The sequence below is a fragment of the Sphingomonas flavalba genome, assembly GCF_004796535.1.
GTDB classification, from domain to species: Bacteria; Pseudomonadota; Alphaproteobacteria; order Sphingomonadales; family Sphingomonadaceae; genus Sphingomonas_L; species Sphingomonas_L flavalba.
Genome location: NZ_SPHY01000014.1, coordinates 57,379 through 71,519 on the forward strand (window position 1 = coordinate 57,379; position 14,141 = coordinate 71,519).

The 14,141-nt window shown below is 69.6% G+C and carries 9 protein-coding genes; 4 read left to right on the forward strand and 5 right to left on the reverse strand.

Features of this window, described 5'->3' with window-relative positions; all coding sequences use genetic code 11:
• Positions 1-7: 7 nt before the first annotated feature.
• The 4 genes from gspD to E4A53_RS12380 all read left to right on the forward strand — a co-directional run bounded on the left by gspD (position 8) and on the right by E4A53_RS12380 (position 8,668).
• A complete protein-coding gene (gene gspD / locus E4A53_RS12365) occupies positions 8-2,053 on the forward strand; it encodes a type II secretion system secretin GspD (protein ID WP_136163427.1) in 2,046 nt (681 codons plus the stop codon).
• Positions 2,054-2,484: 431 nt separating this feature from the next.
• A complete protein-coding gene (locus E4A53_RS12370) occupies positions 2,485-3,873 on the forward strand; it encodes a metal-dependent hydrolase family protein (RefSeq protein WP_168694383.1) in 1,389 nt (462 codons plus the stop codon).
• On the forward strand, positions 3,870-5,306 hold the full coding sequence (locus E4A53_RS12375) for an amidohydrolase family protein (RefSeq protein WP_136163429.1): 1,437 nt from the start codon (positions 3,870-3,872) through the stop codon (positions 5,304-5,306). Before E4A53_RS12370 ends, E4A53_RS12375 begins: the two co-directional genes overlap by 4 nt.
• Positions 5,307-5,707: 401 nt before the next feature.
• A complete protein-coding gene (locus E4A53_RS12380) occupies positions 5,708-8,668 on the forward strand; it encodes a TonB-dependent receptor domain-containing protein (protein WP_136163430.1) in 2,961 nt (986 codons plus the stop codon).
• A gap of 124 nt (positions 8,669-8,792) precedes the next feature.
• On the opposite strand, the gene E4A53_RS12385 is transcribed toward E4A53_RS12380, so the two are convergent.
• The 5 genes from E4A53_RS12385 to E4A53_RS12405 all read right to left on the reverse strand — a co-directional run bounded on the left by E4A53_RS12385 (position 8,793) and on the right by E4A53_RS12405 (position 13,971).
• On the reverse strand, positions 8,793-10,601 hold the full coding sequence (locus E4A53_RS12385; protein ID WP_168694384.1) for a 2OG-Fe(II) oxygenase family protein: 1,809 nt from the start codon (positions 10,599-10,601) through the stop codon (positions 8,793-8,795).
• 125 nt (positions 10,602-10,726) lie between these two features.
• Positions 10,727-12,178 (reverse strand): amidohydrolase family protein, encoded by a 1,452-nt coding sequence (locus E4A53_RS12390; RefSeq protein ID WP_136163432.1) that lies wholly within the window; start codon positions 12,176-12,178, stop codon positions 10,727-10,729.
• A gap of 124 nt (positions 12,179-12,302) precedes the next feature.
• A complete protein-coding gene (locus tag E4A53_RS12395; RefSeq protein ID WP_136163433.1) occupies positions 12,303-12,734 on the reverse strand; it encodes a hypothetical protein in 432 nt (143 codons plus the stop codon).
• Entirely contained in the window at positions 12,731-13,210 is a 480-nt protein-coding gene (locus E4A53_RS12400; protein ID WP_136163434.1) for a hypothetical protein, read from the reverse strand. Before E4A53_RS12400 ends, E4A53_RS12395 begins: the two co-directional genes overlap by 4 nt.
• Positions 13,207-13,971: a hypothetical protein gene (locus tag E4A53_RS12405; protein ID WP_136163435.1), complete on the reverse strand. Its 765-nt coding sequence runs from the start codon at positions 13,969-13,971 to the stop codon at positions 13,207-13,209. The genes E4A53_RS12400 and E4A53_RS12405 overlap by 4 nt, the downstream gene beginning before the upstream one ends.
• Positions 13,972-14,141 lie beyond the last annotated feature (170 nt).

Sequence of the window (14,141 nt, forward strand, 5' to 3'; positions counted from 1 at the left end):
GGGAAGCATGTTCACCCGTTCCGGCCTCCTGACCACGGCGCTGGCCGTCGCGCTGGCGCTGCCCGCCCCGCTGCTCGCCCAGGCCGGGGGCGACGCCGCGTCCGGCGATGTCGTCGTCAACATGCGCGACATCGACATCGCCGACGTCGCCGAGCAGATCTCGCGGATCACCGGCCGCACCCTGATCCTCGATCCGCAGGTGCGCGGCACCGTCAACGTCTCGTCGGCGACGCCGCTCAGCCCGGAAGGGGTGTGGGACCTGTTCCAGTCGGTGTTGCGCGCCCAGGGCTTCGCGGCGATCCGCAGCGGCCGGGTCTGGCGGATCGTCGGCCAGGCCAACGCCGCGCGCGACGGCGGCATCGGCACGCACGGGCGCGGGGCGGAGGTCGTCACCCGGCTGATCCGCCTGCACAGCCTTGCCCCCGATCAGGCGGTCAGGGTGTTCAAGCCGCTGGTCGCCCAGTTCGGCAGCGTCGAGGCGCTGACCTCGCCCAACGCCATCGTCGTCACCGACTATGCCGACAATGTCCGCCGCATCCAGGGGCTGGCCGCCGCGCTCGACGGCGGCGCCGGCGCGGAGTTTCAGGCGATCACCCTGAAATACGGCACGGCGGAGGATGTCGCCAACGCGATCCGCGCCGTGCTCGGCGACGGCGGCCAGGCCGGCGGACCGCGCATCGCCGCCGACCCCCGCTCCAACATCGTGCTGATCCGGGGGGAGGCGAGCGCGATGCGCGAGGCGCGGCGGATCGCCTCCGCGCTCGACCAGCCAGGCGGCGCCGCGCCGACCACCCGCGTCTTCCGCCTCGCCAACAGCGACGCCGAATCGCTGACCGAGGTGTTGCGCGGCCTGCTCGGAGAGGGGGCGACGGCGACCAATCCGGTCGCCCGCGCGCTGACCGGTGGGCGCACGGCGCGCAGCCTTGGCGCCGGCCGCACCGGCACCGGGTCCGCCGCGTCCACGACCCCGTCGAGCGCCAGCCTGGCGAGCAGCATTGCCAGCGGGGCGCCGCCCGCCGCCGCCGATCCGGCCAAGCCGACACCGGAAGGCTTCGCGACGCCGGATCTGGCGATCCAGCCGGCGCCGGAACTGAACGCCATCGTTGTGCGCGGCACCCCATCGGCCATCGCCCAGCTCGAACCGATCATCACCGAGCTGGACGTCCGCCGCCCGCAGGTGATGATCGAGGCGGCGATCGTCGAGATCAACAGCGACGATGCCGAGCAGCTCGGCGTCCAGCTCGGCCTCGGCAGCGCCGCGCCGCCGGGCATCGGGTCCGGCGCCGCCACCAATTTCTCCAGCCTCGACGTGCCCTATCGGACACTGCTGTCGGCGCTCGGCTCACCGGCAGCCGCCGGCATCGGCAACGGCCTCAACATCAATGTCGGCAACAGCGATTTCCGCCTGCTGGTCCAGGCGCTCGGCACCTCGACCCGCGCCAATCTCCTGTCGACGCCCAGCCTGACCGTGCTCGACAACGAACCGGCGGAAATCGTCGTCGGCCAGAATGTGCCGTTCCGCACCGGCAGCTTCGGGACCGACGGCAACAGCGTCAACCCGTTCACCACCATCGAGCGGCAAGATGTCGGCATCACCCTGCGCGTCGTGCCGCGCGTCAATTCCGGCGATGTCGTGAAGCTGGAGGTCAGCCAGGAAGTGTCGGCGCTGACCAATGCGGTCACCGGCGCCGCCGATCTCGTCACCAACCGGCGCAGCATCCAGACGACGGTGCTCGCCGACAATGGCGAGACGATCGTGCTCGGCGGGCTGATCAGCGACGACAGGATGCGGGTGAACAGCAAGGTGCCGCTGCTCGGCGACGTGCCGCTGCTCGGCGAACTGTTCAAGGCGCGCAAGGAGAGCCAGGCGAAGAAGACGCTGTTCGTGTTCCTGCGCCCGACGATCCTGCGCGACACCGCCGCCGCCGTCGCCGCCACCCGCGCCAAATACGGCCGGCTCCAGGGTGAGGAGGCGAACCTGTCGCGCACCCGCAGCCTGCTGCTCAGCCCACCGCCGCCGCGGCTGACCGTCGAGATCGACGGGTTGTACTGAGCCCGCCGCGCACGATTCGGCCGCCACCGTATCCGCCCGTCATCCGGGATTCGAGACTGCCTTTCCGGCGCGCAGGGCTGCGCATGCACGGATTCCGGAGGGCTTCCGGGCGGCGTGCAGATACATGACATTTTCATATTGTTTTTCATGAATTGAGCGGTCATAACATCGGCGGGGCCGCTGCTGCGGGCGCGGCGGCGGCCACCGCGAGACGAGGCAGGCGCCCATGTCGCCGTAAAGCGTGTTCCGATGGGGCCGGGGCATGAAAGCAATGACATAGCAGAATGCAGGTCCATTCCCTCGGCCTTTCGAAAGGATCGCCCGGACGTACCGGGATTGGGGGAAGGGCTGTTGCAGAAAGGTCGATTTATTTTAAACCTATAGCAATTCCGGCACCAGATCGGATTGCTCAAGCAAGAAGGGGATCTGACATGCGCCTATCCATTCTCCTTTCGGCGGCGGCATGCCTGGCACTGGTCGCCGGGGTGCCGGCGGCCGCCGAACGCGTCGTGCAGCCGGGCCAGCCGCCGCAACCGACGCCGCGCACCGCCAAGACGACGATCATCCACGCCGGCAAGCTGATGACCGAGCCTGGCAAGCCGGTTCTCAACCAGGCCACGCTGGTGACCGACGGCGGCAAGATCCGCTCCGTCCACCAGGGCTTCGTCGACGCGGCGGCGCTCGGCCTGCCGGCCGACACGGAGGTCGTCGACCTTTCGAATAAATTCGTCCTGCCCGGCTTCATGGACCTGCACGTCCACATCACCGGCAGCGGGCTGGTCGGGCGGATGTCCGGGCTGAACATGCGGCAGGAAAACGCGTTCTTCGCCCTCAACGGCGCGACCAACGCGATGACGACGCTGCAGGCCGGCTTCACCACGATCCGCGATCTCGGCGCAACCAACGAGGCGATCTTCTCGCTGCGCGATGCGATCAACCTCGGCATCGTGCCGGGGCCGAAGATCGTCGCGGCGGGCGAAGGGCTGAGCCCGACCAACGGCCATGGCGACGCCCATAACCTGAAGCGCGCCTTCCTCGACGCATCGCCCCGCGACAGCGTCTGCGACGGGCCGGAGGATTGCCGCCGCGTCGCCCGCCAGCAGATCAAGTTCGGCGCCGACGTGCTGAAGGTCCACGTCACCGGCGGCGTGCTCGACCCGTCCGACGCCGGCACCGAACAGCAGTTCACCGACGCCGAGCTGAAGGCGATCGTCGAGGCCGGCCATTCGATGGGCCGCAAGGTCACCACCCACGCGCACGGCAAGGGCGGCATCGATGCGGCGGTCCGCGCCGGCTATGATTCGATCGAGCACGGCATGTGGGCGGACGAGGAAAGCCTGAAGCTGATGAAGGAGCGCGGGACCTATCTGATCCCGACGGTCTGGCCGATCAGCTATGTCGGCACCACGCCAGAAGCGGTGGCGAAGGGGCCTATGGCCAATATCAACCCCACTTCGCTGGCCAAGCTGTTCAAGCTCGGCGACCAGCCGAAGAAACTGGTTCGCATGGCGATCAAGATCGGCACGCCGATCGCGCTCGGCACCGATTGCGGTATCGCCCCGCACGGCACCAACGCGCAGGAAATGGTCGAGTATGTCGATGCCGGGATGAGCACGGTCGAGGCGCTGAAGACCGGCACGGTCAACGCCGCCGACGCCGCCGGGCTGAAGGATCGCGGCCGGCTCGACCCCGGTCTTGCCGCCGACGTGATCGCCCTCGACGGCGATCCGGTCGCCGACATCAATCAGGTAATGAACGTCAATTTCGTGATGCGTGACGGCATCGTCTTCAGGCGTGACGGACAGGAGATGCGCAAATGAGCTGGAAGGGAACTGTTCTTCGTCGTCTCGCGGTCTGCGCGAGCCTGCTGCCGCTGGCGTTCGCCGCACCGGCGATGGCCGAGGATTTCGTCATCGAGAACGTGACGCTCGTCGACGGTACCGGCCAACCGAACCAGGCCAAGATGTCGATCGGCGTCGACAAGGGGCGGATTAGCTTCATCGCGCCGACGGCCGCGGCGCCGCGCGTCTCCGGCCGCCGCATCGACGGCAGTGGCAAATACCTGATGCCGGGGCTGATGGATGTCCACATCCACCTGAAGGGTGCGCGCGGCGGCGACGGCCGGCGCATGGTCGGCGTCGATCCGAAGAATCCGACCGCGCCGGCTCTGCCCGCGGCAAGCCCCGACGCCAAGGCTGCACACGAGGCAGGCGTACAGGCGCTCGCCAGCTATCTCTATTCCGGCGTCACCACCGTCTATGACGCCGGCAACGTGCCCGAACACATCTTCGGCCTGCGCGCCGAGGAGCGCGCCGGCAAGATCCTGGCGCCGCGCATCCTCGCGACCGGCTATGTCGCCACCTACCCGGGTAGCCATGGCGACAGCGGCGGCATGGCGATCGACAACTGGACGGAGGACAAGCCGAAGCTCGTCAAATATCTGGAGGAGCAGAAGCCCGACATCCTGAAGCTGACGCTGGAGGAGCATGGCTGGGGCACGCGGCCGCTGATCCCGCTGCTGCCGCTCGACCTGATGCAGGAGATCATCCTCGAAACCAACCGCCACGGCATCCGGACCACCGCGCACACCTCAAGCGAGTTGCGCGCGACCGAAGCGATCTTCGCCGGCATCGACAGCCTCGCCCACCCGGTGATCCAGTCGCCGATCACGGCCGAGTTCGCCAAGCTGATGGGCGCCAAGAAAATGCCGATGGCGACGACACTGACCATCGGCGAGGGCTATAGCCGCCTCGTCGAGCACCCCGAATATCTCGACCAGCCGCTTTACCAAGCGTCGTACAGCAAAGCGGAGATCGACGAGCTGCGCAACAAGACGCTGCCGGCGTGGAAGGAGCGTGGCTGGACCTGGTGGATGAAGCTGATGACCCCGATCGCGCAGGAGAACATGCGCCAGATCGACGCGGCCGGCGGCATCATCGCCATCGCCACCGACCAGACGCTCGGGCCGGCCGTTCACAGGGAGATGGAACTGCTCCAGGCGGCGGGCGTGCCGGCGGCGAAGATCGTCCGCATCGCGACGCTGAACGGCGCCCGTCACCTCGGCAAGGAAGATGAGCTGGGCTCGATCGAGCCGGGCAAGCTGGCGGACATGGTGCTGCTCGACGCCGACCCGACGGCCGACATCGACAACGCCAAGAAGATCGTCTGGGTGATGAAGAATGGCGCGCTGATCGACGAGGACAAGCTGCCGCTCGCCGGCGGCCCCCGTCCGTTGCGCCGCGCGGTCCGCTGACCGGCGTGGGGCCGTGCCCGGCGATCGGCACGGCCCCGCCACCCGCCGCCGGCGGGACGGACAAAAGCCCTTGCTTTCGTTCGCGGAAGGCGTATACATGATTTTACATATAGTTTATACACATGAATTTACATGTGTGCGGCGTTGGGGCCGCGTCTTGCGGCAACAGGCCCATGACAAGGGATGGCGCTTCATGAGTTTGAGCAGCGACTAAAGTACCGGCGTTTCCGGAGGGTACGAGGGCTTTTGCTGGACTGCCAGAAGGCGACAGCGGGGCCGCTCACCCAAAGACAGCCGGGGCCAGAAGCCAAAAGACGGCCGGCCCCGGCACACCGGCCACATCGGCCGAAATGGCGCGCCCGCACGGGCGCGTGTGACCTTATGCGAAGGGGGGTTAAGCCATGAAAAACAATACCCGCATCAACATCCGCACTCGTTTCCTGACCACCGCCGCCTCGACCCTGCTGGTCGCCGGCCTGACCACACCGGTCTATGCCCAGTCGGGCAGCGACACGAGCAGCCAGCCGGACGAGCCGGTGATCGTCGTGACCGGATCGCGCATCGCCAGCGCGGCGCTGACCGCGCCCAATCCGATCTCGCAGGTTTCGTCGGAGGAATTCACGCTGAGCAGCTCGGCAACGGTCGAGAACGTGCTCAACACGCTGCCGCAGGTGGTGCCCGGCGAATCCGGCTTCACCAACAACGAGAGCAGCGGCGTCGCGACGGTCAACCTGCGCGGCCTGGGTGAGCAGCGCAACCTGATCCTGGTCAACGGCCGCCGCTACATCTTCTTCGACGCGCGCCAGGTCACCGACCTCAACACTATCCCGACCGCGCTGGTCGACCGGGTGGAACTGGTCACCGGCGGCTCGTCGGCGGTCTATGGCTCCGACGCGATCTCGGGCGTCGTCAACTTCGTGCTCAAGGAGAATTTCCAGGGGCTGGAAGCAACGGCGCAATACGACATCACCGGCCATGGCGACGGCGCAAAGCTGAACCTCGACGCCATCGTTGGCGGCAACTTCGCGGACGATCGCGGCAACGCCACCCTCTACGTCAACTATTTCAAGCGCGACGCGACGATGGCCGACGCACGCGCCCGCTCGACCTGCTTCCTGGAAGACACGGTGGTCGCCGGCACGCCGGCGCTCCAGTGCGGCGGCAGCGCCGGCATCCCCAACGGCCGCTTCGCCGGCCTGCCGCTCGGCGCCCAGCTCGCGGCGCGGCCGCAGGTTGGGGCGGCGCTCGACGCGCTCGGCCTGACCGGCATCGACGCCAACGGCTTCAAGCTGGATGACACCGGCTTGGTGCCGTCACGCTTCGTCGTCCCCGGCGATCGCTACAACTTCAACCCGGACAACTACCTCCAGCTGCCGCAGGAACGCCGGATCATCGGCGGTATGGCCAACTACAACATCACCGATTCGGTGCAGGCCTACATCGAGGGCATCTACACCAACAACATCGTCGAAACGCAGTTTGCGGCGACGCCGGTCAGCGGCAGCTACCGCTTCCAGGTCAACAGCCCGTTCCTGACGCCGGGCCTGCAGAACCTGCTGCGCGCGCTCGACGATACCGAAACCAGCGCTGCTACCCGCGGCGACGGCTTCACGACGCTCAGCATCGGCCGGCGCATCTCGGAAGGGCGCGTCCGTTCCTCGCAGTTCGAACGCAATGCCTGGCGCATCGTCACCGGCCTGCGCGGCGACATCGGCTCGGCCAGCGACTCGTTCCTGACCAATCTGAAATTCGACGCCTATTACTCCTACGCCCGCACCCGCAACGTCACCAATTCGGAAGGCGTGATCCTGCAGGCGGGCTTCACCCAGGGCGTCACCACCGTGTTCCGCGATCCGACGACCGGGGCGACCAGCCCGTTCCCGTTCGCCGGCGTCGCCGGCGGCGGCGATCTGGTCTGCGAAAACCCGGCGAACGGCTGCGTCCCGCTCAACATCTTCGGCCCGAACATCTCCGAGGCGGGGATCAACTTCATCACCGGCCGCACCATCAGCAGCCAGGAAGCGAAGATGCAGGTCGCGACCGGCGTCATCACCGGCAACCTGTTCGAGCTTCCGGCCGGGCCGGTCGGCTTCGCGGCGGGCGTCGAATGGCGCGACGTTTCGGCCTTCTTCATCCCGCCGCAGGGCGGCGTTGGTGATACCGGCCAGATTTCCGGCGGCGGCTACAGCGTCAAGGAGATCTTCGGCGAAGTCCGCGTGCCGGTATTCAGCGGCTTCGAACTGAACGGCGCGTTCCGCTACTCTGACTACTCGCTCGGCAATGTCGGCGGCGTGTGGACCTACGGCGGCGGCGCCACCTGGCAGATCATCCCCGAACTGATGGTCCGCGGCCAGTATCAGCGCGCCGTCCGCGCGCCGAGCGTCGACGAGCTGTATCGGGCGCAGTCCGGCATCTCGGAAGCGGCGACTGATCCGTGCGCGCTGCCGACGGCGGCGACCAACGCGACGATCCAGGCGCTATGCGTCGCCACCGGCGTGCCGTCCGCGGCGGTCGGCAACAGCGGCATCCAGCCCAGCTTCCAGCTGCGCGGCATCGTCGGCGGCAACCCGGATCTGGAAGAAGAGACCACCGACACCTTCACCCTGGGTGCGGTGTTCCGGCCGACCTCGCGGATGAGCTTCACGGTCGATTATTACAATATCTCGATCAAGGACGCGATCTTCCGCGCACCGCTGAACAGCGTTCTCGACCTGTGCTACAACGTGTTCCAGGACGTGAACAGCTTCTACTGCCAGTCGGTCGCCCGCCTGCCGGACGGCACGATCAGCAACCCCGGCGGGGTCAGCGCGCCGTTCGACAATATCGGCTCGATCAAGACCGACGGTGTCGACGTCTCGGCAGCCTACACGTTCGACGTCAGCTCGCTGCTCGGCGGCGACAGCAAGTTCAGCATCGCCGGCTCGATCAACTGGATGAACAAGTTCGACCTGAACCCGGTCGCGGCGATTTCCGGCCTGGTCAACGCCTGCCAGGGCGCGTTCGGCCTGACCTGCGGCGAGCCGCTGCCGGAGTGGAAGGGCACCGCCCGCGCCACGCTGAACGTCGACGATCTCACCGCCAGCATCCGCTACCGCTATCAGGGCAAGGTGACGGACGACCGGGTGACACGCGGCCTGCTGACGGCCAGCCAGCTCGCCGTGCCGGTCATCAAGCCGGAACATTATTTCGACTTGTCGCTCAGCTACGACATCAAGCCGCTCACCCTGTTCGGCGGTGTCGTCAACATCTTCAACAACAAGCAGCCGCTGATCGGCAGCTCGCAGGAACAGCTCAACACCTTCCCGAGCACCTACGATCCGCTGGGCGTCCGCTTCTACTTCGGGGCTACGCTGAAGCTCTAATCCGGCGTGCGGCGCCGCCGCCGGCGCCGCTCTTCCCTCGCCGGCGATCGGGATGCCGGGCGGTCCACGGACCGCCCGGCATTTCCTTTTTCGGGGAAAGCCGACACCGCCGGCACCTGGCCGGCTACCTCCGCTCCGGCACCACGTCGAAGGCAATGGTGGTGCGGTGGGCGTCGTCGTCGAACGGCACCGTCCCATGGTAGAAATAGGACGGGAACAGCACCAGCTTGCCCACCGCCGGGCGGATCGCCCGCGCCACGCGCTCGCGCGAACCGAGCGCCAGCGCTGTCTCGCCGAACTTGATCCAGCCCTGTTCGCCGTCGCCGCGCGCCACCGCCGGCGGCAGGCCGACATAGTAGCAGGAACTGATCCACCCTTCGGAATGGACATGGTTGAGGTGGAAACCCTGCCGCCGCAGCCGGACCGACCATGATCCGGCAAAACGGAACCCGGCTGCCTTGCGGCGCAGGAACGGGTGGTCGGCATCGTCGGGCAACGCGGCGATATAGGCGGCGACGGCCTGTTCGATCATCCCCTTCACCGCCCGGATCTCCGGCGCCGGCTGGTCGAACAGCTCGCCCATCGTCTGGGTGCCTTGGCGCAGCGTCTGCTCAAGCGGATACTCGCTGGTCACATGCAGCTTGACCAGCGCCGCCTCCAGCCGCCGGTTGAACGCCGCCACCCCGCCCCACTCGGCCGGCGGCTCCAGCGTCCGTTCGGCGATCAGCCGGTCGTAGTCGTCGAGCGCGGCGGCGCGCGGGTCGCCCAGAAAGCGCCAGGCCAGCGCCTGGAACGCGATCGCCTGCTGGTCGTCGGGGTGGCGCTCGATCACCGGCTCCAGCGCCGCCAGCGCCTCGTCATAGCGTTCGCGCACGAGCAGCGTCCGCACCATGTCCAGCCGGGCACCCTTCCCTTCCGGCGCGGCGGCGATCGCGGCGGCAAAGGCGCCCAGCGCCCGATCATGCTCGCCCGCCGCCGCCAGTGCCTGGCCCAGCCGCTCGTGGATCTCGCCACCGCCGACCCCACGCGCCAGCGCCGCCTCCAGCATCTGCGCCGCCTCGCCGGTCCGCCCCCCCAGGCTCAGACGGTTGGCGAGGTCGGCGAGCAGCCCGGCGTCGTTCGGGTCGTGCTGCAGCACCCGGGCGTAGCTGGCCAAATAGCGCGCATGGTTGCCGGTCTGCCAGTAGAGGCGATTGAGCGAATCATGGCTGTCGCGATCGCCGGGGTTCAGCGCCACCGCCTGCTCGTAGCAGGCCGCCGCCGCGTCCAGCCGGCCGAGGTCGTAATGGCAATGGCCGAGGTTATAGTGGATCGCGGCGGTATTCGGGCTGGCTGCGGCACATTGTTCCAGGATCGCCACTGCCTCCGCCGCCCGCCCGGCCAGCCGAAGCGCGATCGCGTAATTATGCAGTGTCGGCACATGCCCGGGCCGGATCGCCAGCGCCTTGTCGAATGCCTCCAGTGCCGCCGGTAACCGGCCCAGCGCGCGCAACGCCCGGCCCAGCGCCGACCACGCCTTGGCGCTCCGCCCGTCGGCTTGCGTCGCCTCCTCCAGCACACCGCGCGCCGCATCCGCATCGTCCGCCGCCAGATGGGCAAGGCCGAGGTTGGTCAGCGCCTCGCCAAAGCCCGGCCGCCGCCGCACCGCCTCGCGATAGGTGGCGATTGCCTCATCCGTCCGGCCCAGATCGCGCAGCGTGTTGCCCAGTGTGTTGAGCACGTCCGGCTGGTCCGGCCGCACCGCCAGCGCCCGGCGGAAATAGGCGGCCGCCGCCGCGTTATCCTTGCGCCCGCGCGCGATCATGCCGAGCAGTTGTAGCGCATCTGGCCGATCCGGCGCCGCCGCCAGAATCTGGTGGAGCGCCCGCTCGGCGGCGGCGGTCTGCCCGGCGCGTGCCAGCGCCAGCGCCTGCTGCACGGCGCCTTCGCTCATCGCCATTCCCTTCCTCCGGCCCGCTCGGCCTTCTGCCATACGCGGCGGGCCAACCCAAGGAAATCCGGCCTAGAGTCAGTCCGCTTGAAGCGGAATCGGCACCGGCCGCCTGAAGCAGACAAACTCTAGCGCGCCGCCTGCTGCCAGGCCGCCACCTTGGCCCGCGTATCCGCCAGCATCCGGTCGAGCGCGGCGCGATCGTAGACGGCGCCGCGCAGGATGACGGTGTCGATCGCCCGCGTCGCCTCTATGTCGTCCAGCGGATTGCGGTCGAGCAGCACCAGGTCGGCGGCCTTGCCGGGGGCGACCGCGCCATAACGGTCGAGCGTCCTGAACCATGCCGGCCCGGCCCGCGTCGCCGCCACCAGCGCCTGCGCCGGGCTCAACCCCTTGGCGACGAACAGCCGCAATTCGTCGTGCAGGCCGATGCCGGGATAGTTGAAGCTGTTGAGGAAGCCGGCATCGGTCCCGGCCATGATCGGCACGCCGGCTTCAACCAGCATCGGCAGCACCGCCGCCATGCGCTCGAAATGGGCGTGGCGCGCTGCAACAGCTGCGGCATCCGCCTGCGCCGCCCGCTCGATCCGCCACTGGTAGGTCGCGCGCAGCCCCGGCCCGATATAGGCCAGATAGGGGTCGTCGGCATGGGTGTCGCTGTCCAGCCACGCCAAAATCCGGCTGCCGTTCAGCGTCGGCGTCACCGCAACGCCCTGCGCCGCGAACCGGCGATAGGCGGCCATCGCCGTCGCCGTGTCGAACCCGGTATCGATCCGCCGGCTCGCCTCGGTCCGGTCGATCCGCCCGGCGGCGAAGGCGGCGGCAATCGCCGCCTCGTCCTTCACCCCGGCCTTGAACGCATAGTCGAGATGCTCGATCGAGCTCAGCCCGGCGTCGGTCGCCTGCGCCACGGTCAGCGCCATCGGGATATGGCCCGACGTCCGCAGGCCCAGCGCCTTCGCCCGCGCCACCGCGTACAGGAACAGCCGCGGCTCCAGCGTGCTGTCGGTGATCTTGACGAAATCGACGCCCAGCGCCTTCAGCCGGATAAGCGCCGCATCGACATCGGCTTCCGATCCGACCTCGATCGTGCCCTTCCAGACCGGCTTGATCCCCTCGATCTTCGGCCCGGAACTGAGCAGGGTCGGGCCGAACAGCGAACCCTCGGCAATCTCCCGCCGCCACGCCAGCACCGCCTCCGGCAGGTCGCCCGATGCATCGCGCACGGTGGTAATGCCGTGCGCGACATAGAGCGGCAGCAGCGCCTTGTTCTCCTCAATCAGTGCCGGCCCGCCGCCGAAATGGACATGCATGTCCCATAGCCCGGGAATCAGGAAGCGCCCGGCGCCATCCACCGTCCGCCCGGCCCGCCAGGCGCGTGCCACCGCCACATCCGGCCCGACCGCGACGATCGTGCCGCCTCGCACCACCACCGCCTGATCCGCCGCCACCGCCGCCTTCTCGACGTCGACGATGGCGGCATGCCGCACGATCACATCCCCTTGCTGCACCGCCGCCACCGCCCCGGCCCCCGCCAGCACGAGCAGAGCAGCAACGGCGACGTGGAACAGTTTCAGCATAGTGGGGCATCCGCGATCAGGAATGACTGCCCGCCGGCCTATCACCCTGTCCCCGGCGCCGCAATTTCGCGCGGGACCGGGCCGGATCGGAAAAACGCCGGTGAAAAAGATTCGGTCGACGATCCTATTCCACCGTCCGCACCACCCGCCGGTCGCCCCGGCGGAAGGTGGCGCGGCTTGGCGTCAGCGCGATCAGGCGCCAGCCGTCGACCCGGTCGCCGACCTTCAGCGTCCGTGTCCGCCCGCTGCCGATCCTGACCATCGCCCGCCCAGCGCGCGGGAAACGGCCGACGATACCGGCCAGGTCCGGCCCGTCATCGGTCTGCGCCGTCGCCTCCGCCGCGGGCGGGCGGGTATTGCCGAACGGGTGGCGCGTCGCCAGCCGGTCGAGCGGCACCGCGTCGGCGACCAGCATCGGCGCCGGGCGCGGCGGGGGCGCGGCGGGTGGCGGCGTTCCGCCGACGCGCAGCAGCCACAGCGGCACCGCCAGCGCGGCAAACGCGGCGGCGCCGACGATCAGGCCCGGCGTCCGGTCGGCTGGCACCGGCCGCTTCATCGCGGCTGCCACAGGGCGAGCAGCGTACCGTCCAGCCGCACCCCGCCCTCCGCCTCGTCGCGGCTGAGCGTAAAGCCGGCGAAGCGCACGCCCGGCCGCGCCGCCTCGATCCGCGCGACGAAGCGCAGCAGCGCGTCGCCGTCGCCATGCGCGCGCAGCGCCAGCCGGATCAGCACCGGGTCGCCGACGACCGGCGCCGCCGCGACTCCATCGACGGCGATGCCGCGCGCCGCCGCCCGCAGCTCGGCGGTCAGCGCCGCGATCGCCGCCGCCCGATCGCCCTCATGCCGGGTCACCGCCGCCGGCCAGCGCATCATTGGCGTCGTTCCCGCCTCCGCCCGCGCCTCCAGCAGCGCACGGTGGGCGCGCAGGCCGCGCAGTTCGGCCAGACCGGCGCGGGCATGGCGCCCGGCCAGCGCCACCGCCGCACCCCACGCCGCCAGCAGCAGCGCGAGCAGGATCAGCGCGCGGTTCACGGCCGCGCCTCGAACCGGCTGCGGATGCCGCGATCGGTCACCGGCCACTGCCCGGTGCGGCGGAACCCGGGGAGAGAAACGCGGTCCGGGTCGGCGGCGTCGATCTCGATCGTCACCAGCCCGCTGTCGTCGCGGCGGATGGCGTGGAGCGCGCCGCCCGCCGGCAACACGGCGATCGCCTCGGCGGCAAGCGCGCTCAGCGTCGGCCGGGCCAGCGCCGGGCGCAGCCGCTCGGCCAGCGCCCGCTGCACCTCGGCCCGCTGCGCCGCGCCGTTGTCGACCGCCGCGATCGCCCGCCGCTCGTTGGCGGCGAGGAGCCCGGCGGCGAGCGCCGTCGTCAGCGGTATGGTCAGGATCAGGCCGAGCGCGCCGAGCAGCGCCACTACCGTCCGCCGCGCCGCCGGGGTGGAGCCGCTGCCCCCCTCGACCAGCACGAAGCGCTCATCGCCAGCGCGGGCAACGACCGCCGGGCCGCCGATCCGGGTCGATGTGCGCCGTGCCGCCGCGATCGCCGTCTTGCGCGCCATCGCCACCCGCACCTGCCGCCGGCCGCCGGCGCCGGTGGTGACATGGGCGGTCCAGCGCAGCTGTTCCGGCAGGATCGGCGCCGTCGCCGCGACGATCGCCGCCACGCGGGCACCGGCCGGCAACGGCGCGGTCACGACATGGACGTCGCCCGGGGCCAGCTCCACTTCCTCCGGCTTGCGTTCGCCCTTCGGTGTCAGCCGCCCGGCCAGGGCGTCGACCCACCAGGCCCACATTCAGCCGCGCACCAGCAACGCGACCGCGCCGGCGAAACCGGCAATGCCCGCCGCCTGCGCCCAGCCGCCCCAGCGCGCGATCGCCGCCGCCCGGTCCGGCCCGGCAATGCCCAGCCCATAGCGGATCGCCCGCGCGGCCAGGCCGCCGGTCGCCGCCGTCGCCGCCGCCA

What these genes read in the sequence shown, in the direction of transcription:
- E4A53_RS12370 (WP_168694383.1), top strand. Translation starts at nt 2,485, where the DNA reads ATGCGCCTATCCATTCTCCTTTCGGCGGCGGCATGCCTGGCACTGGTC.
- E4A53_RS12395 (WP_136163433.1), bottom strand. Translation starts at nt 12,734, where the DNA reads ATGAAGCGGCCGGTGCCAGCCGACCGGACGCCGGGCCTGATCGTCGGC.
- gspD (WP_136163427.1), top strand. Translation starts at nt 8, where the DNA reads ATGTTCACCCGTTCCGGCCTCCTGACCACGGCGCTGGCCGTCGCGCTG.
- E4A53_RS12390 (WP_136163432.1), bottom strand. Translation starts at nt 12,178, where the DNA reads ATGCTGAAACTGTTCCACGTCGCCGTTGCTGCTCTGCTCGTGCTGGCG.
- E4A53_RS12375 (WP_136163429.1), top strand. Translation starts at nt 3,870, where the DNA reads ATGAGCTGGAAGGGAACTGTTCTTCGTCGTCTCGCGGTCTGCGCGAGC.
- E4A53_RS12385 (WP_168694384.1), bottom strand. Translation starts at nt 10,601, where the DNA reads ATGAGCGAAGGCGCCGTGCAGCAGGCGCTGGCGCTGGCACGCGCCGGG.
- E4A53_RS12380 (WP_136163430.1), top strand. Translation starts at nt 5,708, where the DNA reads ATGAAAAACAATACCCGCATCAACATCCGCACTCGTTTCCTGACCACC.
- E4A53_RS12405 (WP_136163435.1), bottom strand. Translation starts at nt 13,971, where the DNA reads ATGTGGGCCTGGTGGGTCGACGCCCTGGCCGGGCGGCTGACACCGAAG.